Below are 17806 nucleotides of genomic sequence, written 5' to 3'. Positions count from 1 at the left end.
GGTCGGCGCGAGCTCGCAGTCGCACCCACGGCGCACGACCGAAGCGAGGTCGTTGCCTTGACCAGCACGATTCTCGTGCTCCGCGCGCTCGGTCTCGGCGACCTGCTGACGATCGTGCCCGCCCTGCGGGGGCTGCGGACCGCGTACCCCGATGATCGCCTGGTGCTCGCCGCGCCGGAGCCGCTGCGCCCCTTGGTGAACCTGATCGACGCGGTCGACGAGTTGCTGCCGACTCCAGGCTTGGGCGCCCTGCGGTGGAGCGGCGCATCGCCCAGGATGGCGGTGAACCTGCACGGCAGTGGGCCGCAGAGCATTCGGGACCTGGCGGCGGTGCGCCCCGCCACGATGCTGACTCATCGGCACCCGGATTTTCCCGAGATCCCCGGGCCCCAGTGGTCTGCGGAACTGCACGAGGTGCAGCGGTGGTGCCGGCTGCTGGCGTACGCGCGTATCGACACCGATCCGCGCGCGCTCGCGCTGCCCACGCCGGATATCGCCGCCGCGGAGTCGAACGTGATCGTGATCCATCCCGGCGCGGCGTCGAACGCGCGACGGTGGCCTGCTGAACATTTCGCGACGGTGGCCCGGGAGCTCAGCGCCGATGGTCATCGGGTAGTGGTCACCGGTTCGGCGGCTGAGATTCCGTTGGCAACCGCGGTCGCACGCGACGCGGGACTACCGCCCTCCGCGGTGTATGCCGGCCGTACCGACTTGGCCGAACTCGCCGCGATCGTCGCCGACGCGGCTCTGGTGGTCTGCGGCGACACCGGTGTCGGTCATCTCGCCACCGCCTTCGGCACACCGTCGGTCCTGCTGTTCGGGCCGACGCCACCGCGTGTGTGGGGGCCACCCCCCAACGCGCGCAGCCACGTCACGCTCTGGGCTGGTGTAGTCGGCGATCCACATGCCGACCGACCTGATCCCGGACTGCTCTCCATCACACCGCAACGAGTGCTTTCGACCGCGGCGACACTGATCGGACAGGAGGCGCGCCATGGGTAACCGCGTGGGTGTGGTCGGTGCGGGCTATGTCGGCCTCACCAGTGCCGCGTGCCTGGCACATCTGGGCCATCACGTGACCTGTCTGGACAACGACGAATCCAAGGTCGAAGCCCTACGCGCGGGCACCGTCACGATAGTCGAGCCGGGCCTACCGGAGCTGGTCCGCGAAGGACTCGCCGAGGACCGCTTGACCTTCACTTCCGACCCGCAGTCGCTGGCCGAGTCCGAAGTAGTACTGCTGTGCCTTCCCACCCCCATGGGCCCGGACGGCACAGCGGATCTCAGCATCCTCGAGGACGCGCTGGCGACTCTGGGTCCGATCCTGTCTCCGGGTTGCGTGCTCGTCACCAAGTCCACCGTGCCCGTCGGCACCGCGACGCGTATCTCCGCGCTGACCGGTCACCGGCATCCGGTCGTCAGCAATCCGGAATTCCTGCGCGAGGGTTACGCGGTGCACGACTTCCTGCACCCCGACCGCGTGGTCGTCGGTGCGGATGAGCCGGATCACGAGGCGGCCGAGCACGTCGCAGGCCTCTACGAGGGAACGGATGCGCCGGTCCTGCGATCCGACACGGCAAGCGCCGAACTCGCCAAGTACGCCAGCAATGCGTTTCTCGCGGTCAAACTCTCCTTCGTCAACACGGTGGCCGAACTGTGCGAACACGTGGACGCCGACATTTCGAAGGTCACCGACGCGATGGGCAAGGACGCGCGTATCGGGCCGTCGTTCCTTGCACCGGGGCCCGGTTGGGGCGGTTCGTGCCTGCCCAAGGACACCCGCGCCCTCTTGTCGGTAGCAGAGGCCTCCGGTGTTGACTTCGCCATCGTCCGCGACGCTGTGCGTGCCAACGATCACCAGCGCGCGCTGGTCTTGCGCAAGGTCCGTCGCGCGGTCACCGGCAGGGTCGACGGCTCCCTCGCGGGTATGCGGATCGGGGTATTCGGACTCGCGTTCAAAGCCGGGACGGGCGACCTACGCGACTCCCCCGCCGTCGCCATCGCTCGTCAGCTCTCCCACCACGACGCCGTCGTGACGGCATACGATCCCTGCGTGCCGCAATCCGGCGCACACGACCTCGCGGCGGGCCCCGATGGAATCCAGGTCGTCGACGACCCCTACCTCGCCGCGAAGGACGCCAACGCGATCCTCATCCTCACCGAGTGGCCCGAGTTCCGAACCCTCGACTGGAAGAAGATCGCCGGCGCCGTCGAACACCCCGTCATCGTGGACACCCGCAACCTGCTCGATGAACAACCACTGAACGGCACAGGGTTCGCGGTGTCGGGCATCGGGTCATCCGACCCTGCCGGATTGAGGGATCGGTCGAAGTAGCCGGGGTAGTGGCTGTTCGGCGCCCCTTACGGCTTGCGCACTGAGCGCGATGGAAGAACTGCTGGGCCCGCCGACCGGGTCGTGGCGAGCGGCCGCTGGTCACAGCGCACCCGGATATCGGGGCCGTCAGGCGGTGACCGGCGTTCTTGTTCACGACGAAAGTCCGGTTCACCCACCCCATGTCACACTTTCCTGCCTTACATCGTCAACCAGGCAGCAACCCGAAACACAGCAACAACAGCGAGCGAGGACATGGCAATGGGTATCGAGGAATTGCGTAGTGCGGTCCGTGGACGTGTGCTGCTGCCCGGTGACGCGGGATTCGACCAGGCGGTGCAGCCGTGGAATCTTGCTGTGGCGCAGCCGGTTTCGGGCGTCGTGGCGGTCGCCGACGCCCAGGACGCCGCCGACGTGGTGAAATTCGCGCGCAGCACGAACCGGCAAGTGGTCACGCAGACAACCGGCCACGGCGCGACCGGCGGCATCGAGGACGCGATCCTTCTCCGCACCGCCGCCCTTGACCGTCTAGAGATCGACGCCGAGCGCCGCACGGCCCGGGTCGGTACCGGCGTGCAATGGGGTGCCGTCCAAGCCGCCGCGGCTACGCACGGGCTGACCGGGCTAGCCGGTAGCAATCCGGTCGTCGGCGTCACCGGCTACACCCTCGGCGGCGGATTCGGCTGGTTCGCACGCAAATACGGCTGGGCCGCGGACGCGGTGCGCGCCTTCGAGATCGTCGACGCCGACGGCCGATGCGCTCGGATCACCGCCGACTCCGACCCGCAGCTGTTCTGGGCGCTGCGCGGCGGCGGTGGCGATTTCGCGATCGTCACCGAGATCGAGTTCGACCTGTTCCCGCTGCCGCGCCTCTACGGCGGCCGCGTGATGTGGCCCGCCGACCGCACCCGCGCGGTGTTCGACCTCTTCACCGAACTCACCACCGACGCACCACCCGAACTGTCGGTCTGGTTGCAGCGCTACCAGATCCCCGGCGCCGCACCGACCGTCGCCATCGACTTCGCCTACCTCGGCGAACCGGACGAAGGCCGCGCGCTGACCACTCGGCTCGACAGCATCGAAGGAATCCTCACCGACACCCGAGGCGCGTTGACCCCCGCCCAGATCGGCCGGATCACCGCCGAACCGACCGACCCCAGCCCCTCGCTGTCGCGCGGCGAACTGCTCACCGACCTCGACGACGCGGTCGTCAAAACCCTCATCGAGGCGCCGGTCGCGCCGCTGCTCAACATCCAGCTCCGCGGCCTCGGTGGTGTCCTCGCCGAAACCCGGCCCGAAGGTGGCGCACGCGGGCCCGTCACCGAGCCGTATGCGCTCTACCTGCTCGGCCTCGGCCTTCCGCACCTGCTCGACGACATCCAGACCAGGTTCACCGATATCCTCGACGCCCTCGGCCCCCACATCACCGGCTCCAAGCCCTACACCTTCCTCGCCCCCGGCGAGACGGCTTCAGCAGCCTTCGAGCCGGAAACCCTTGCGCGCCTACGACAGATCAAAACCACCCGCGATCCCCACAACACCATCCGAGCCAACTTCCCACTCCACCACTGAAACCCACGATTCGCGTCATCAGTCGGTGTCGGAGCTGGGGGCGCTGCCCTTGCGGAGTCGCGCCCAGTGGCGGAGTCGTTCGGTGATCTCGGCCTCGTATCCGCCGGTGGTCGGCTCGTAGAAGGTCTGCCGTGGCATGCCGTCGGGGAAGTAGTTCGCCCCGGAGAAGCCGGTCTCGGTATCGGGGTCGTACTGGTAGTTCGCCCCGTAACCCAGCTCCTTCATGAGCCGGGTCGGGGCGTTGAGAATGTGCGCCGGTGGCATCAGGGAGCCGGTGCGTTTCGCCGCGGCGCGGGCTTTGCCGAAGCCGCGGTACACCCCGATCGACTTCGGCGCCGTCGCCAGATAGAGCACCGCCTGCGCGATCGCGAGTTCGCCTTCGGGTGAACCGAGCCGTTCGTACACATCCCATGCGGCGAGGGCCTGCCGCACCGCGGCGGGATCGGCAAGGCCGATGTCTTCGGTGGCGAATCGGGTGATGCGGCGGGCGATGAACAACGGGTCCTCGCCACCGTCGAGCATCCGCGCCAACCAGTACAGAGCCGCATCGGGGTCGGAGCCGCGCATCGATTTGTGGAGCGCGGAGATGAGGTTGTAGTGGCCTTCCTGCGACTTGTCGTAGAGCGGTGCCCGTTTCTGCACCGCGGCGGCCAGGGCGAGCGGGTCGACGGGTGCGGGCAACGCCTGCACCTGCTCGATCATGTTCAGCAAGTACCGGCCGTCCCCGTCTGCCATCGCGACGAGCGCCTGCCGGGCGTCCTCGTCGAGTGGCAGCGGGCCGAGAAGGGTTTCGGCCCGACCGATGAGCGCGCGCAGGGCGGTGGCGTCGAGGCGTCTCAGGACGAACACCTGACAGCGCGACAGCAATGCGCCGTTGAGTTCGAAGCTGGGGTTCTCCGTGGTCGCGCCGACGAGGACAATCGTCCCGTCTTCGACATAGGGCAGAAACGAGTCCTGCTGCGCACGGTTGAAGCGGTGGATCTCGTCGACGAACAGCAGCGTGCCCTGTCCGATCTCTTTGCGTCGCTGTGCCGCGTGGAACACCTTCCGCAGGTCCGCGACACCGGAGAACGTCGCCGACAACGGTTCGAAGGTGAGGTCGGTCCGTTCGGCGAGCAGCCGGGCGATGGTGGTCTTCCCACAGCCGGGCGGGCCCCACAGGATCATCGACGCCAACCGGTGCGCGGCGACCATCCGGCCGATCGGGGCGTCCTCGGCCAGCAGATGGTCCTGACCGACGACATCGGTCAGGGTCCGGGGCCGCAACCGGTCCGCCAGCGGCCGGGAAGCGTCGTCGGCCTCGAACAGCGACGGCGGCTCTTCGCTCACGATTTCTTCCCGTGCTCGGCGACCAGGTCGTAGGAGTGGTGCACCAGATCCTCGACGAGCCGTTTCGTCACGCCCCGGCCCGGCCCGAGATGCGGGGTGAATGGCCGCCCGTGGTCAACGTCAGCGAGCGCCGCCGCGGTCTCGCGGGCGACCCGCTGAAGCTGCTCCCCCGAGAGGGTTGCGTGGCTGGGCATAGGTCCTTCCAATCATCGACGTGTCGAAACCTCGACTACCCGCGATCGTAGGCCTGAACAGGGCACGCTCGGGACCACGCCGAACGAGTCGGATCCCGGTTCGCGGCACCGCTGTGGACGCTGCCCGCTCCCGACGCCGAACTCTACCGAGCCCCGGCTGATGTGCGCCCATCCGATTCACAATAACTACTGTGGCGGGTGTAGACATTGTTTGCGCTGGGGTATACAGTCGCTGTCGTTCCGGTTGAGAGATCAGATGGCCGGGCAGGTGAACTGCCCGGAAGAAGTTCGACCGTTCCCTCTGGCGGAGAAGAGAATCCGGTGCAATCGGCCGGACCGCCGGAGGGAACGATGAAGAGCAGGACAAGTGCAGTACCGCAGGAAGAACCGACGATCCAGGAGGTGGTGGCCACTGAGTAGTCCCTTACCAGTTCCGCGTCCCGGGAAGTGTCGGATGCGGTGTCTCAGACCGGGCCTCCACGGCCGGTGAATGCAGTTGAAATCAATCCCTCAGTCCAAAATCAAGGCCCCGGCGCCCAGCGCGCCGGGGCCTTCCGGCATTGAACCGAGAGGCCTCGTGCAACACCCGAACACCCGATCCGCCGACAACACCAGCGCCGCGGACAAACTCGACGACGACACCTACCCCGCCTACAGCATGGGCCGCGCCGCGGAGATCCTCGGCGTCACGCCGGCGTTCCTGCGCGGCCTCGACGCGGCCCGGCTGCTCACCCCGCAACGCTCCGAGGGCGGACACCGCCGCTACTCGCGCTACCAGCTGCGCATCGCCGCGCGGGTGCGCGAACTCGTCGACGCGGGTAATGCGCTCGAGGCGTCGTGCCGGATCGTGATCCTCGAAGATCAGCTCGCCGAAGCCCAGCGCATCAACACCGACCTCCAACGCCGACTCGACCACCACGGCGCCCACCCTGCAGACTGAACGGCTGCGCCGAGCGATGGGCGCCCTGATGCCGGGCTACCCGCGCGGGTGGGCAACGAAGTCGGCGACGACCTGGTCGAACCTTTCCGGTTCGTCCAAGAAGAGTGCGTGGCTGCTGTTGTCGAAGAACACCGTTCGCGCGTGGGGTACGTGCTCGCCGACCCAGGCCGGGCCGCGCCAGTCGAACACCTTGTCCTGGCGGGCGACCAGGACGAGGGTAGGCAGGTCGAGGGTGGGCAGCAGGTCGCGCCAGTCGGCGCGGGTGTGGTCGGCCATGACGGCGTTACGGACCGGTGGTGGGCACTTGGCCATCTCCCCCAGGAACGTCACGCGTTCTTCGGCGGTGGGTTCGGTGAGCATGATGGTGGCCAGCTGCTGACGATCTTGGCCGGCCGGGTCGGCGCTGACCTGTGCTTGCAACGCGGCCAGGGCGGCGTCGTCGAAGCAAGCGTTGTGGGCGTATTTCCAGTCGACCGCGTAGTACTGACGTGGGGTCTGTTCGACGAACACCGCACCCGCCAGCCGGTCGGTACCGAACAATTCCAGGTAGCTCCAGATCACCGGGCAGCCCAGCGACCAGCCGAGCACCGTCGGCCGCTCCAGCTGCAGAGCGGTCAGCAGGTCGTGCAGGTCCTTGGCCAGGCGGGCGATGCGGTACCCGTGTCCGGGTTTGTCCGAGTCGCCATGCCCGCGCAGATCCAGGGTGATCACCCGCGCGTGTTCGGACAGTGTGGGGATGTTGCGGTCGAAGAACCGGCCGCTGAAGGTCCACCCGTGGATCATGACCAGCGGTGGGCCCGAACCGGATTCCTCGTAGTGCAACCGGGTTCCGTCACTGGCTCGCACGTATCCCATCGCGGCTCTCAATCGTTTGCCAGCTCTTGTCCAGAGCGGCGCGGTTGGTGTGGAGGAGTTCGTCGAGGTCGGTGTCGTAGACGGAGTCGGGCACACCCTGGGACAGGATCTCGAGCACACAGGGTCCCCGGTAGCCGATGTCGTAGACCGCGTGCAGCAGTTGCCCGGTCGGGATGGCGCCGGTACCGACACTGCGGCGGTCGGCGCCCGAGCGGGGCGTGCGCCAATCACTGACCTGCAACAAAAAGATCCGGTCGCCCGCGGCACGCAGGCTGTCGAGTACGTTGCCGTCCTGCCAGAGATTCCAGGTGTCGAAACAGATTCCGACGTTGTCGCGGTCGATCTCGTCGACGATGTCGAGGCCCTGTCGCAGTGTCCAGATCGCGCTCTCCTGGTTCAGCGAGATCGGATTGAGCGGCTCCAGCGCAATCCGCACCCCGTGATCGGCGGCGATGGCAGCCAGTTCGCGATGCCCGGACACGGTCTGGGCAATGGCTTCGACCATGTCACCGCCCGGCGCGGGCCCGGTATTGGTGACGAACACCGCGCCCGGGGCGAAGGGAGCCACCAGTTCCACGCAGCTCCGAAACGCCGCAAGCCGTTGCGGCAGCTGTTTCGGTTCCGGTTGTCCCGCACTGGGAATCATGGTGCGCACCGAGGGCTGCACCGACTGGATCGCCAGCCCCGCAGCCACGGCCGCCGCCAATTGTTCCTTGCTACGGTCGGCGTCCAATTTGTCCTGGCAAATCTCTATCACCCCGATCCCGGCCTCGGTGTAGTGCGCGACGTCTTGTTCGAAAGACCATGGGGTGGTGGTGAATTGGTTCACCGAATAGTCGAACGGCATCGAACTCATACCTGCCTCCACTCATGGGGTTCGGGGCGGCCCGCACCGAGGGAGGTAATGAGGGCCTGCGAATAGCCCGCGTGGCGCAACGGGGTGTCGACGTCGCGTTCGAGATCGGGCAGGTAGCCGAACAGGACGTCGGCGGGCCCGACGATCTCGACCTGTTCGCATATCGCGGGCAGCAACAGTGATTGCGCACTCGCGAGTTCTTCGTCGAAATCTCCGACGCGCACCCTCACCGGTGCACCGACATTGGTCAGGATCTGCGCGGTGGCGAAGGTGCGCCGCGCCGGTCGCACAGTGCCGACCTGCCACCGTTCGAGCGCGAAATACGGTCCAGCACAGAGGAATACCCGCTGGACCCCGTCGTCGACGGCGATCTTCAAGCCGGGTTCGAAATCAGGCCGGTGATCGAGGCGGACTTCTTGCATGAGCAGATCGATATTGGTGTCGAACTGCTCGTCGCTCACCGGTGATCCGTCCTCCATGTTCCAGTGCATGGCGTGCTGCTGGATATCGGAGGTCTGCTCGATTTCATAGATCAAGGTGCCCGGCCCGAAACTGTGCGGGGTGCCGCCGGGCACGTAGATCGTCTGCCCGGCGATCACCGGTAGCCGCCGCAGGACCGCGTCGAAGTCCTGATCGCGCAGGGCGGCGCGCAATTGCTCGTGGCTGATGCCGTCCTTGACGCCACAGAGTGCCGTGGCACCCGGGGCGGCGGCCAGAATGTGCCAGGCCTCCGTTTTGCCATTGCGCTGACCTTCCACCCGTTGGGCGGTCTCGTCGTCGGCATGTAGGTGGACCGGCAGGGTGCCTGCCGCATCGATGAACTTGGTCAGCACCGGAAAGTAGTCGCCTGTCCAACTGGCACCCATCAACTCTTCGGGATACTCGCTGACCAAGCGGCGCAGCGACCGGCCGGCCAAGGGCCCATTGGTCACCTGCGCGCCTTCGCCGTCGACGTCGCTGCATTCCCACGTCTCGGCGATGCTCCAGTCCGGGATGCCGGTTTTGCCGAGGCGATGGCTGATCGCGTGTCCACCGAACACCAATGGTTTGGCGGTGACACTGAGCCGCAGCGGATACAGCGCTGGCCCGCCGCCGGTCATAGGATCGGCTGGCCGCCGGTCACCGCGACCCGGGCACCGGAAATATAGCTGCCCTCATCGGAGGCGAGCAGGACATAGACCGGCGCCAGTTCGGCGGGCTGCCCCGGTCGCCCGAGCGGCACCTGAGAACCGAAGCTCTCCACCTGCTCGGTCGGCATCGTCGCCGGAATCAGCGGCGTCCAGATCGGGCCGGGCGCCACACTATTGGCGCGGATGCCTCTTTCGCCGAGCATCTGCGCCAGCGAGGCGACCATATTGGCGATGCCCGCCTTGGTGGCGTTGTAGGGCAACAACGTCGGCGGTGGCACATCGGAATTCACCGACGAGGACCCGATGATCGACGAACCGGACCGCATATGCGGCACCGCCGCCTTCGTCAGATGGAAGAAGGCGCTCAGGTTCACCGCCAAGGTGTGGTCCCATTCCGCATCGGGAATGTCGGTGATCGAATCGCGAGTCATCTGGAAGGCGGCATTGCTCACCAGCACGTCGATCCGGCCGAATTCCCGCACGGCCTTGTCGACGACCTCCCGGCAATGCTCCGGATCCGCCAGATCGCCCGACACCAGCACACACTTGCGGCGGGCGGCGACCACCCACCGCTCGGTCTCGGCCGCGTCTTCGTGTTCGTCGAGATAGGCGATCAGAACGTCGGCCCCTTCGCGCGCGTAGGCGATGGCCACCGCCCGCCCGATGCCGCTGTCGCCGCCGGTGACGACCGCGACCTTTCCGTTCAACCGGCCGGAGCCGCGATAGGAGTGTTCGCCGTGATCGGGTTTCGGGTTCATCTCGCCGGTGACACCGGGAGGGGTTTGCTGCTGGGCAGGAAGGGACATGATCGTGCCTCCAAGTCGGTCGCGCTCGGAATCTCTCGTGTCGCCGCGACGCGGTTACCCCAGGTGGTGCGGTTCAATCTGACTTGCGAGGGCTACAGGGCGATGGACGAACGCCACGCCACCGAAGTCCACCGGTCGTCACCGACATCTCGCGCTGACGCACAATAGCCGCGTCACGACGAAACCGCGTCCCGCCCCCGGGGCGCCTTGTGAAGAACGGGATTTCGTGAGCTCCGCTGTCTTACTGGTACTGATCGTGTTGATTCCGGCGGTAATGCTCGCTGTGCCGTGGTGGGCGCTGATCGCCGCCCCCACCGAACGCAGTGGTCCGCTCTACCGGGTCGGCACCGCGGCGTTCGTCGCCGGGTACATCTGCCTGCCGGCCGCGCTGATCCTCGGGCACGGGCCCCCGCGGATCGACTCGGCAGCGATCGTCGGGGACGTCCTGCTGGGGGTGGTGTGGGTGCTGTTCAGCTGGTCGGTGATCGGGCTGGTGGTCCGTGCTGGGCTGCGGATGGTCGGCGCACGGGGAGTTCGTACCAGTCGAGTTGTCGCGCTCGCCGTGGTGGTGATGTCGGTCGCGCTGACCGGGTACGGCGTCTACGAGGCACGGCGGGTGCCGCAGGTGCGCACCGTCGACGTCGCGATACCGGGGCTGGCGCCGGGCCTCGACGGATTGCGGGTGGTGGTGCTCACCGACACCCACTTCGCGGCGCTGGATCGGGAGGACTGGTCGCAACGGGTGGTCGAGGAAGTCAACGCGCAGCGACCCGACATCGTTGGACTGGCGGGCGACCTCGTCGACGGCTCGGTGGACGAAAGACGCGATCAGGTTGCTCCGCTCGCCGGGGTGCGGGCGCCGCTGGGTCGGTTCTACATCACCGGCAATCACGAGTACCTCGACGATGCCCAGTCGTGGCTGGACTACATGACCTCGATCGGGTGGCAGCCGCTGCACAACGCGCACCGGACCATCGAACGCGACGGGGACAGGTTGACCGTTGCCGGGATCGACGACCCTACGGGCGCCGATGTGCCGGGCCACGGCCCTGATCTCGCGGGCGCGCTCGCGGGTACCGACCCGGGCTTGCCGGTGGTTCTGTTCGCACATCAGCCCAGTCAGGTCACCGACAGTTCGGCGGCGGGAGTGGAACTGCAGATCTCCGGACACACCCACGGCGGTCAGATCTGGCCGTTCCACTACCTGGTCCGACTCGACCAGCCGGTCGTCTCCGGATTGAGCAGCCACGCGAACGGCACCCAGCTCTACACCAGCCGCGGTACCGGATACTGGGGGCCGCCGATGCGAGTGTTCGCGCCCAGCGAGATCACCGTGCTGGTCCTGCATCCGCAGAGGTGAGGGGGCGGCAGCTCCCGAGCCTCCGCTGATCTCACGGCACCCGATGCTCACCGAGGACGATTACACAGGTTTCGTCGGACACCGCGGCGAGCAGAGCAGGCTTGGTCTGCCGTTTCAGTAGCGGCGCAGTGGAGTCGCACCGGGAACACCGTCGTCGAGGTATACAGGTTCGCCGAGCGCGGCAGCGATCGCCTCCCGACGGCCGCCGTAGCGATGCGCGACACCGAGGCGCGTCAGCAGGGTGTGGACCCGGTCCGCGTCCCACTGCACCTTCTGGTCGTCCAACCGGTGCAGGTAATACCGGAACACGTCGAAGTCTTCGACGATGATGTCGATCTTCTCCGGATGGGCGTCGACCTGCAGCGACGGAACATCCTGGCCGGGGAGCAGCATCACCACGACCAGGCCCCAGACGAAGCACGGCCGCCGGGTCGCGCTGGTGGCCCAGTTCTTCACCGCCGAGGAGTTCGTGCGGACCTGGCTGACGGGGTCGTGGTCGTAGCCGTTGCCGTAGATGTCGGCGACCTCACCGTCGTCCATCACCCACGGCCCGCTCGGCGGAATGATCAACGTCCCGTGCTGAACGCTGCGGAATCCCTTGATCTCGACCGCGATACACCGCTGACGGGTGAAGATCAGCGCGTCGAGCCGACGGCTGTGACCGCGGTACGGAACGTTGACGTCGAGCAACACCACACCGGCCTGGGCCGGACTCCACGCGACCCAGTCGGCGAAACGCTCCTCGGCGGACGACAACTCCGAATCCGGGTCGACCAACAGCAGCACAACGACCTCCCCGATCGACCGGCCTCGCGGGTTCGTCAGGCCGGTCTCGCGCACCGATCTCTACCTCCGTGCCAGTGTCGCACGCCGCACCGATGCGCCGAAGTCGTTCGCACACAAAGGTTTACAGCTGAGGACACCGACCTGGAATCAACGCAATGAACAGTGGCACCGAGGCGATGACCCGGCGTGCTTGCGCCAGTTGTCCGAAAGACCAAACCGCGGACGGGGGCAGCGCGAACTTCCGCCAGGGCCGTTTCGCGTAGCCGATCCGTCCCTGGCACACCCTGTGATGTCCTCATCCGGAGGACGCGACCGGCACGAGAGGTTCTCGACAGTGCGACAACATCGTCCCACCCGCACAGCAACCCTGCGATCGACCCTTGTGGGCCTCCTGATCGCCGGCGCACTCGGCGGCTCGGTCACCTCCGCGACCGCGGCACCAGAGCCGGCCAGGGTGTTGTCCGCCGACGCGGTCGACGACCGGCAGCTGAACGTGACGGTGTACTCCCCCGCCATGAACAGGCCGATTCCGCTGCAGGTCATCCGTGCTGCCGACACCTCGAATCCGCGGCCCACGATGTACCTTCTCAACGGCTCACAAGGCGGCCCCGGTGGCAGCGGCTGGGACGCGCAAACCGATGCCGTCAGCTTCCTGCGCGACAAGGACGTCAACGTCGTCACCCCGGTCGACGGCGCGAGCTCCTACTACACCGACTGGGTGCGCGACGATGCGGCGCTGGGGCGCAACAAGTGGCAGACCTTCCTCAACGAGGAGCTGCCACCGGTGATCGAGGACTTCCTGCGCGCCGACGGCAACCGAACCCTGGTCGGGGTTTCGATGAGCGGAACCTCGGTGCTGAATCTGGCGATCGCCAAACCAGGGTTCTGGCGCAGCGTGGCCTCCTACAGCGGCTGCGCGCAGACCTCGGACCCCATCGGGCAGGAATTCGTGCGGATCACGGTGGAGAACTGGGGCGGCGCGCAGAGCGTCGAGAACATGTGGGGCCCGCGTACCGGGCCGTTGTGGCGCGCCAACGATCCGCTGGTCAACGCGGAGGGGCTGCGCGGCACCGCGATCTACCTGAGCACCGGGAGCGGAATCCCCGCCGCACCCCACGACACGCCGACCGATCCGCGCGTGCGGGACGGCAGAATTCCGCTGCCGATCCAGATCGCCTTCGGCGGGCCGATCGAGGCCGCAGTGCACTTCTGCACGATGAACCTCGCACATCGATTGCGCGAGTTGGACATCCCGGTGACTCTGGACGAGCGGCCGGTGGGTACGCATTCGTGGGGCTACTGGGAAGACGATCTGCGTACTTCCTGGCCGTTCCTGGCGCAATCGATCGGGAGCCGGACACCTTGAGCCGCTTTCACCGTGTCGCGGAAATCCGGAGCAGCACAGTCGCTGAACCTCCGCCCCGATACGGATCTGTCCGGGCAGCGGTCCGGCCATGGCATCGCCGTCCACACGCGGAGTCATTCCGTATTCAGGAGGATCAGTGAACAACGAACGGGGCGAAGTGATCGTCGTGACTGCCGTCAGGGACGGCGAACGGGAGGTGCGCATAGAGATCGGCGAGCCACGACACGACGCATCGACGCACGACTGGATGTGCACATATCGGGTCGGCGGTAGCCGTGAACACAAGGTCCGGGGCCCGAACAGGTTGGCCGCCGTCTACGCCGCACTTGTGGAGGTCGAAAACACCGCGACCCGAGTCGACTTGCCCAACAGAGCAGCGGCCGGTCAGCCGAGAACACCTGCGCTACCTCGGCTACTGCCCAACGCTTCAGGCGCGGGTGCGGCCGACCCCCGCGCTTTCGGTCCGCCGCTGGGAGCCCGCGCAGTCCAAACTCCCTCGGGCCCGGTAGTCGTCACCATCGCGCGGCCGCGCCGGGATCCGAATCGCCCGCACACCTACCTGTGCCCCTTCCGCATCGATGACCGCACCGAGGCTTTCGGGCAAGGACCCGACGATATTCGGGCGGTGATGTCGGCGATCCGCAGCGTCGGCGCCATTCTGGGAATACCGCGCAAGTGGCCGACGTCGACCACCTGAACCGGTTCAGGAACCCGACCGGACGACCTCTTCACCCATGAGGTGTTCGCGCCCCCATGCCTCCAAGGGGAGCAGTGCGTTGTTGAGGAGTTCGCCGAGTGGGGTCAGGGAGTACTCGACGCGGGGTGGTACCTCGTTGTACACCGTGCGATGGACGATCCCGTCGGCCTCCAGCTCGCGCAGTTGCGTGGTGAGGACCTTCTCGGTGACGCCGTTCACCTCACGGCGCAACTCACCGAAGCGGTGGGGGCGTTCGCTCAGCGGCCAGAGGATCATCATCTTCCACTTGCCGTTGAGTACCGACATGGTGGCGTCGAGTCCGCATCGGTACGCGCCCGGCCTGCGTGTGATCGGCACGATGGTTCCTTCCCTCTACCTGTTCGCTATCCCGGAAGTGCGCACCCACTTCGGTGTGCGTACTTGTTCGGCCCGGATGCCACGCCAACACTAAACCGCATGTCCGACAACAAAAATAAAGCGCTCACCGTCCTCGGGCTCGGCGACATGGGCTCGGCCCTCACCCGTTCGTGGCTCGCGGCGGGATACACCGTCACCGTGTGGAACCGCAGTCCCAGGCGGGCGCCGGTGGGGGCGGCGGTCGCCGCGACCGTTGCCGAAGCCGTCAGCGCGAACACGCTCGTGGTGGTGTGTCTCCTCGACGACGCGTCGGTGCGCGCGACCCTCGACGGCGTCGATCTGACCGGCCGCGACATCGTCAACCTGACCACGAGCACACCCGCCGAGGCCCGTGCGCTCGCCGAGTGGATCACCGGGCGCGGCGGGAATTTCCTGGACGGCGGGATCATGGCCGTCCCCTCCATGATCGGCGCAGCCGACTCGGGTGCGTACGTCTTCTACAGCGGTTCGGCGCGGCTGCACGAGACTCACGCCGAGGCCTTGGCGGTGCCTGCCGGTGTCACCTACGTCGGCACCGACGCCGGTTTCGCAGCGCTGTACGACATCGCGCTGCTCAGCGCGATGTGGGGCATGTTCGCGGGCGCCGCACACGCGTTCGCACTCATCGGTGGCGAGGACATCTCACCGGTCGAATTCGCGCCGCTCATGGTGGCCTACCAGCAGGCGATGGCCGGCTACGCCTTCGGCACCGCCGCGCAGCTGGCGAGCGGGGACTACACGCAGGACGTGGAGTCGAACCTGGCGATGATGGCCACGACGAACGACACGCTGCGACGTACCGCCCGGGAACAGGGCGTCAGCCCGGAACTTCTCGAGCCCTTCATGACACTGATGGAACGTCGGGTCGCCGAGGGCGGCGGGAACGAGTCGACCACCGGCGTCGTCGACCTCCTACGCCGCTGATCGAGCGGCTCCTGTCGGTGAGCGGCGGCGACTGTTTCCCGTGGGGGCTATGGTGGGTGTCGATGACTACCGGGACGGCCTTGCGCCACACACGGATCGGTGACCCGGTGCTCTTCTGAGCACTGCACGGGCCGAGGGCCCGACGTCCGATCGAAGATCCAGCGCCGCTGCGCGGGCTCCGCCTCCTTTCGTGTTGATCACAAGCTCCACACATCAACCACGACAGGAGAATCCATGCATACCGAGTCGCTGCAGATCCCCACCCTCGACGGCCACGCGGACGCGTTCGCCGCCTTCCCCGACTCCGGCGAGCAATTCCCGGGGGTACTGATGTACCCGGACGGTTTCGGTGTGCGGCCCGTGCTGCGGGAGATGGCCGAGGAACTGGCCGGGCACGGGTATTACGTGCTCGTCCCCAACGTCTTCTACCGGCACGGCCCGGCACCGGTGATCGAACTGCCCGAACACATCGGAGCAGACGCCCGCCCTGCTTTGTTCGCCCAGCTGATGCCCTTGATCGAGGCACACACCGCCGAACTCGTCCTCCGCGACGCCGACGCCTACCTCGAGTTCCTCACCACCCGACCCGAGGTCAGCGCCGGACCCGTTGCAGTGACGGGTTATTGCATAGGTGGGCTCCTGGCGGTGCGCACCGCTGTAACCGACCCCGGCCGGGTGACTGCCCTCGCCGCATTCCACGCCCCGGTAGGTGCCGACGGACTCGACAATCTCTCCGAACTCGCCGCCGAAGTCCATTTCGGCCACGCCGAAACCGATCTGACGCCCGAGGGTCTGCGCCTGCTCGACCAGGCATTGGCTGCCGCAGGCGTCGAATACACCTCCGAGATCTACCCCGGCACCGTGCACGGCTTCACCATGTCCGACACCGACGACTTCGATCCCGCCGCGCTGCGACGTCATTGGGACCGGCTGCTCCCCCTCCTCGGCCGCGCACTGGGCAACGGTGGCGGCTCCCGGTAGCCGCCGACCAACTCGTCGCTCAGGCCGGGGTGACGGCTACAGGTAGCGATTCCAGGCCGCGGATGACGACATTCGGCTTGAACGGCGGATTCTCGCTGCGCAGTTCCAGCGAGCCGACCTTGCGCAACAGTACGTCGAGCAGGATCTCCATCTCGAGCAGTGCCAGCGGGGCGCCGAGGCAGTAGTGGATGCCGAGGCTGAAGCCCAGGTGCTTCTTGGCCGGGTTCTTCGGGTCGGAGTATCGGGTCACGTCCAGCCGCTCCGGGTCGGGGAAGGCGGCGGGGTCGTGGTTGCTCGAATTGATCAGCACCACAACACCTTCGCCTTGCTCGAACCGGTGCCCGGCGACGGTGATCGGCCGGGTCGCGGCGCGCGTGGTGATCTGCACCGACGGGTCGAGGCGCAGCAGTTCGTCGGGTGCGTGGGCGAGCATCTCGGGACGTTCACGCAGCACCTGGATCTGGTCGGGGTTGCGCAGCAGGCGCAGCATGCCGGTGCCGATGAGATTGGCGGTGGTCTCGTGCCCGGCGACGAAGGTGGTGATGCAGGTGGCGAGCAGTTCCTGTTCGGAGAGCACGTCACCGCGATCCTCGACCTGGGACAGCGCGCTGAGCAGATCGTCGCGTGGGCTGACGCGGCGTTCGTTGAGCAGCTCACGGAAGTAGCCCATGAATCCGCGCGAGGCCGCACTGCGCGCCCGCAGGCATTCCTCGGGCAGCGTGTAGTCGTGATCGAAGCCGCGGGCCAGGTCCTGCGACCAGCGGTGCACCTGGTCGTAGGCCTCCTTCGGCACACCGATCAGCTCGCAGGCGATGATCAACGGCAGCGGGTAGGCGATCAGTTCGACGAGGTCGAATTCGCCCGCGGCCACGGCGTCGTCGACGAGCTGTTCGCACAACTGCTCGATCCGGGGCCGCAATCGGGTCACCATGCGCGGGGTGAATCCCTTGGTCACGAGGTTGCGCAGGCGGGTGTGGTCCGGCGGCTCCATCCACAGGAACGACGTGGGCAGTTCCTCGGGGGCGTTCTCCGGCGACACCGTCGGGTGCATCATCGCCGCCTCCTCGGCGTGGCTCCACGCGGTGGTCGACAGCACCGCCGCGCAGTCCTCGTAGCGGGTGAGCACGTGATGGCCGAGTGGAGTCTGGTGGATCGGGCCCGCTTCGCGCAGTACGCGGGCGGGGCGGTAAGGGTCGGCGCGGCCGTCGGGGCCGAACAGCTGGATCAGAGCGGTCTGGACGGCGTCGGTGTCGATCGTGGAGGTCATGGGTGGGTCTCCTCG

Annotated in this window: 18 protein-coding genes; 9 read left to right on the top strand and 9 right to left on the bottom strand. The window is 67.2% G+C overall.

Annotation, left to right across the window (positions count from 1 at the left end; translation table 11 throughout):
• Positions 1 to 57 precede the first annotated feature (57 nt).
• The 3 genes from LDL21_RS07905 to LDL21_RS07895 all read left to right on the top strand — a co-directional run bounded on the left by LDL21_RS07905 (position 58) and on the right by LDL21_RS07895 (position 3904).
• The gene (locus tag LDL21_RS07905) at positions 58 to 1002 is read left to right on the top strand and encodes a glycosyltransferase family 9 protein (protein WP_225279440.1); all 945 of its coding nucleotides are present in this window, start codon (positions 58 to 60) and stop codon (positions 1000 to 1002) included.
• Positions 995 to 2335 carry a UDP-glucose dehydrogenase family protein gene (locus LDL21_RS07900; protein WP_225279439.1) on the top strand — a complete coding sequence of 447 codons (1341 nt, stop codon included), beginning with the start codon at positions 995 to 997 and terminating at the stop codon, positions 2333 to 2335. Before LDL21_RS07905 ends, LDL21_RS07900 begins: the two co-directional genes overlap by 8 nt.
• Before the next feature lie 258 nt (positions 2336 to 2593).
• Complete coding sequence (locus tag LDL21_RS07895) at positions 2594 to 3904, top strand: FAD-binding oxidoreductase (protein WP_225279438.1); 1311 nt, start codon at positions 2594 to 2596, stop codon at positions 3902 to 3904.
• An 18-nt stretch (positions 3905 to 3922) separates the two neighbouring features.
• On the opposite strand, the gene LDL21_RS07890 is transcribed toward LDL21_RS07895, so the two are convergent.
• The gene (locus LDL21_RS07890; RefSeq protein ID WP_225279437.1) at positions 3923 to 5233 is read right to left on the bottom strand and encodes a replication-associated recombination protein A; all 1311 of its coding nucleotides are present in this window, start codon (positions 5231 to 5233) and stop codon (positions 3923 to 3925) included.
• The gene (locus tag LDL21_RS07885; RefSeq protein ID WP_225279436.1) at positions 5230 to 5427 is read right to left on the bottom strand and encodes a hypothetical protein; all 198 of its coding nucleotides are present in this window, start codon (positions 5425 to 5427) and stop codon (positions 5230 to 5232) included. The genes LDL21_RS07890 and LDL21_RS07885 overlap by 4 nt, the downstream gene beginning before the upstream one ends.
• Before the next feature lie 577 nt (positions 5428 to 6004).
• Here LDL21_RS07885 and LDL21_RS07880 point away from each other — a divergent pair.
• Entirely contained in the window at positions 6005 to 6367 is a 363-nt protein-coding gene (locus tag LDL21_RS07880) for a MerR family transcriptional regulator (RefSeq protein ID WP_225279435.1), read from the top strand.
• Positions 6368 to 6403: 36 nt separating this feature from the next.
• Here LDL21_RS07880 and LDL21_RS07875 read toward each other — a convergent pair whose 3' ends face one another.
• Genes LDL21_RS07875 through LDL21_RS07860 form a run of 4 tightly spaced genes read right to left on the bottom strand, consistent with a single transcriptional unit; the run spans position 6404 to position 10014 of the window.
• Positions 6404 to 7222 (bottom strand): alpha/beta fold hydrolase, encoded by an 819-nt coding sequence (locus LDL21_RS07875; protein ID WP_225279434.1) that lies wholly within the window; start codon positions 7220 to 7222, stop codon positions 6404 to 6406.
• Complete coding sequence (locus LDL21_RS07870) at positions 7200 to 8069, bottom strand: sugar phosphate isomerase/epimerase family protein (protein WP_225279433.1); 870 nt, start codon at positions 8067 to 8069, stop codon at positions 7200 to 7202. The genes LDL21_RS07875 and LDL21_RS07870 overlap by 23 nt, the downstream gene beginning before the upstream one ends.
• A 5-nt stretch (positions 8070 to 8074) precedes the next feature.
• Positions 8075 to 9178, bottom strand: a complete 1104-nt coding sequence (locus LDL21_RS07865; protein ID WP_225279432.1) for a class I mannose-6-phosphate isomerase — start codon at positions 9176 to 9178, stop codon at positions 8075 to 8077.
• Entirely contained in the window at positions 9175 to 10014 is an 840-nt protein-coding gene (locus tag LDL21_RS07860; RefSeq protein WP_225279431.1) for an SDR family oxidoreductase, read from the bottom strand. Before LDL21_RS07860 ends, LDL21_RS07865 begins: the two co-directional genes overlap by 4 nt.
• Before the next feature lie 226 nt (positions 10015 to 10240).
• On the opposite strand from LDL21_RS07860, the gene LDL21_RS07855 reads away from it, so the two are divergent.
• Positions 10241 to 11374, top strand: a complete 1134-nt coding sequence (locus LDL21_RS07855; protein ID WP_225279430.1) for a metallophosphoesterase — start codon at positions 10241 to 10243, stop codon at positions 11372 to 11374.
• A gap of 114 nt (positions 11375 to 11488) precedes the next feature.
• On the opposite strand, the gene LDL21_RS07850 is transcribed toward LDL21_RS07855, so the two are convergent.
• The gene (locus LDL21_RS07850) at positions 11489 to 12214 is read right to left on the bottom strand and encodes a nuclease-related domain-containing protein (protein WP_225279429.1); all 726 of its coding nucleotides are present in this window, start codon (positions 12212 to 12214) and stop codon (positions 11489 to 11491) included.
• Between the two features lie 280 nt (positions 12215 to 12494).
• Here LDL21_RS07850 and LDL21_RS07845 point away from each other — a divergent pair, with 280 nt between their 5' ends.
• Together LDL21_RS07845 and LDL21_RS07840 are read left to right on the top strand one after the other, a co-directional pair.
• A complete protein-coding gene (locus LDL21_RS07845; protein WP_225279428.1) occupies positions 12495 to 13526 on the top strand; it encodes an alpha/beta hydrolase in 1032 nt (343 codons plus the stop codon).
• 136 nt (positions 13527 to 13662) lie between these two features.
• Complete coding sequence (locus LDL21_RS07840) at positions 13663 to 14223, top strand: DUF6968 family protein (protein WP_225279427.1); 561 nt, start codon at positions 13663 to 13665, stop codon at positions 14221 to 14223.
• Positions 14224 to 14229: 6 nt separating this feature from the next.
• Here the strand turns inward: LDL21_RS07840 and LDL21_RS07835 are convergent, their stop codons facing one another.
• Positions 14230 to 14529 carry a winged helix-turn-helix transcriptional regulator gene (locus LDL21_RS07835; RefSeq protein ID WP_220139646.1) on the bottom strand — a complete coding sequence of 100 codons (300 nt, stop codon included), beginning with the start codon at positions 14527 to 14529 and terminating at the stop codon, positions 14230 to 14232.
• A 150-nt stretch (positions 14530 to 14679) separates the two neighbouring features.
• On the opposite strand from LDL21_RS07835, the gene LDL21_RS07830 reads away from it, so the two are divergent.
• Together LDL21_RS07830 and LDL21_RS07825 are read left to right on the top strand one after the other, a co-directional pair.
• A complete protein-coding gene (locus LDL21_RS07830; RefSeq protein WP_225279426.1) occupies positions 14680 to 15543 on the top strand; it encodes an NAD(P)-dependent oxidoreductase in 864 nt (287 codons plus the stop codon).
• Positions 15544 to 15777: 234 nt separating this feature from the next.
• Positions 15778 to 16524 (top strand): dienelactone hydrolase family protein, encoded by a 747-nt coding sequence (locus LDL21_RS07825; protein ID WP_225279425.1) that lies wholly within the window; start codon positions 15778 to 15780, stop codon positions 16522 to 16524.
• 19 nt (positions 16525 to 16543) lie between these two features.
• Here LDL21_RS07825 and LDL21_RS07820 read toward each other — a convergent pair whose 3' ends face one another.
• Entirely contained in the window at positions 16544 to 17791 is a 1248-nt protein-coding gene (locus LDL21_RS07820) for a cytochrome P450 (protein ID WP_225279424.1), read from the bottom strand.
• Positions 17792 to 17806: the final 15 nt, after the last annotated feature.

The sequence above is a fragment of the Nocardia rosealba genome (genome assembly GCF_020216065.1).
Lineage (GTDB): Bacteria > Actinomycetota > Actinomycetes > Mycobacteriales > Mycobacteriaceae > Nocardia > Nocardia rosealba.
The sequence above is the reverse complement of the archived record's forward strand: the minus strand, read 5'-3'. Positions and strand labels throughout refer to the sequence as shown.

Excerpts from the sequence above, each read along its gene's own strand:
- LDL21_RS07870 (WP_225279433.1), bottom strand. The coding sequence starts at position 8,069 with ATGCCGTTCGACTATTCGGTGAACCAATTCACCACCACCCCATGGTCT.
- LDL21_RS07875 (WP_225279434.1), bottom strand. The coding sequence starts at position 7,222 with ATGGGATACGTGCGAGCCAGTGACGGAACCCGGTTGCACTACGAGGAA.
- LDL21_RS07885 (WP_225279436.1), bottom strand. The coding sequence starts at position 5,427 with ATGCCCAGCCACGCAACCCTCTCGGGGGAGCAGCTTCAGCGGGTCGCC.
- LDL21_RS07900 (WP_225279439.1), top strand. The coding sequence starts at position 995 with ATGGGTAACCGCGTGGGTGTGGTCGGTGCGGGCTATGTCGGCCTCACC.
- LDL21_RS07865 (WP_225279432.1), bottom strand. The coding sequence starts at position 9,178 with ATGACCGGCGGCGGGCCAGCGCTGTATCCGCTGCGGCTCAGTGTCACC.
- LDL21_RS07820 (WP_225279424.1), bottom strand. The coding sequence starts at position 17,791 with ATGACCTCCACGATCGACACCGACGCCGTCCAGACCGCTCTGATCCAG.
- LDL21_RS07825 (WP_225279425.1), top strand. The coding sequence starts at position 15,778 with ATGCATACCGAGTCGCTGCAGATCCCCACCCTCGACGGCCACGCGGAC.
- LDL21_RS07895 (WP_225279438.1), top strand. The coding sequence starts at position 2,594 with ATGGGTATCGAGGAATTGCGTAGTGCGGTCCGTGGACGTGTGCTGCTG.
- LDL21_RS07860 (WP_225279431.1), bottom strand. The coding sequence starts at position 10,014 with ATGTCCCTTCCTGCCCAGCAGCAAACCCCTCCCGGTGTCACCGGCGAG.
- LDL21_RS07835 (WP_220139646.1), bottom strand. The coding sequence starts at position 14,529 with ATGTCGGTACTCAACGGCAAGTGGAAGATGATGATCCTCTGGCCGCTG.
- LDL21_RS07830 (WP_225279426.1), top strand. The coding sequence starts at position 14,680 with ATGTCCGACAACAAAAATAAAGCGCTCACCGTCCTCGGGCTCGGCGAC.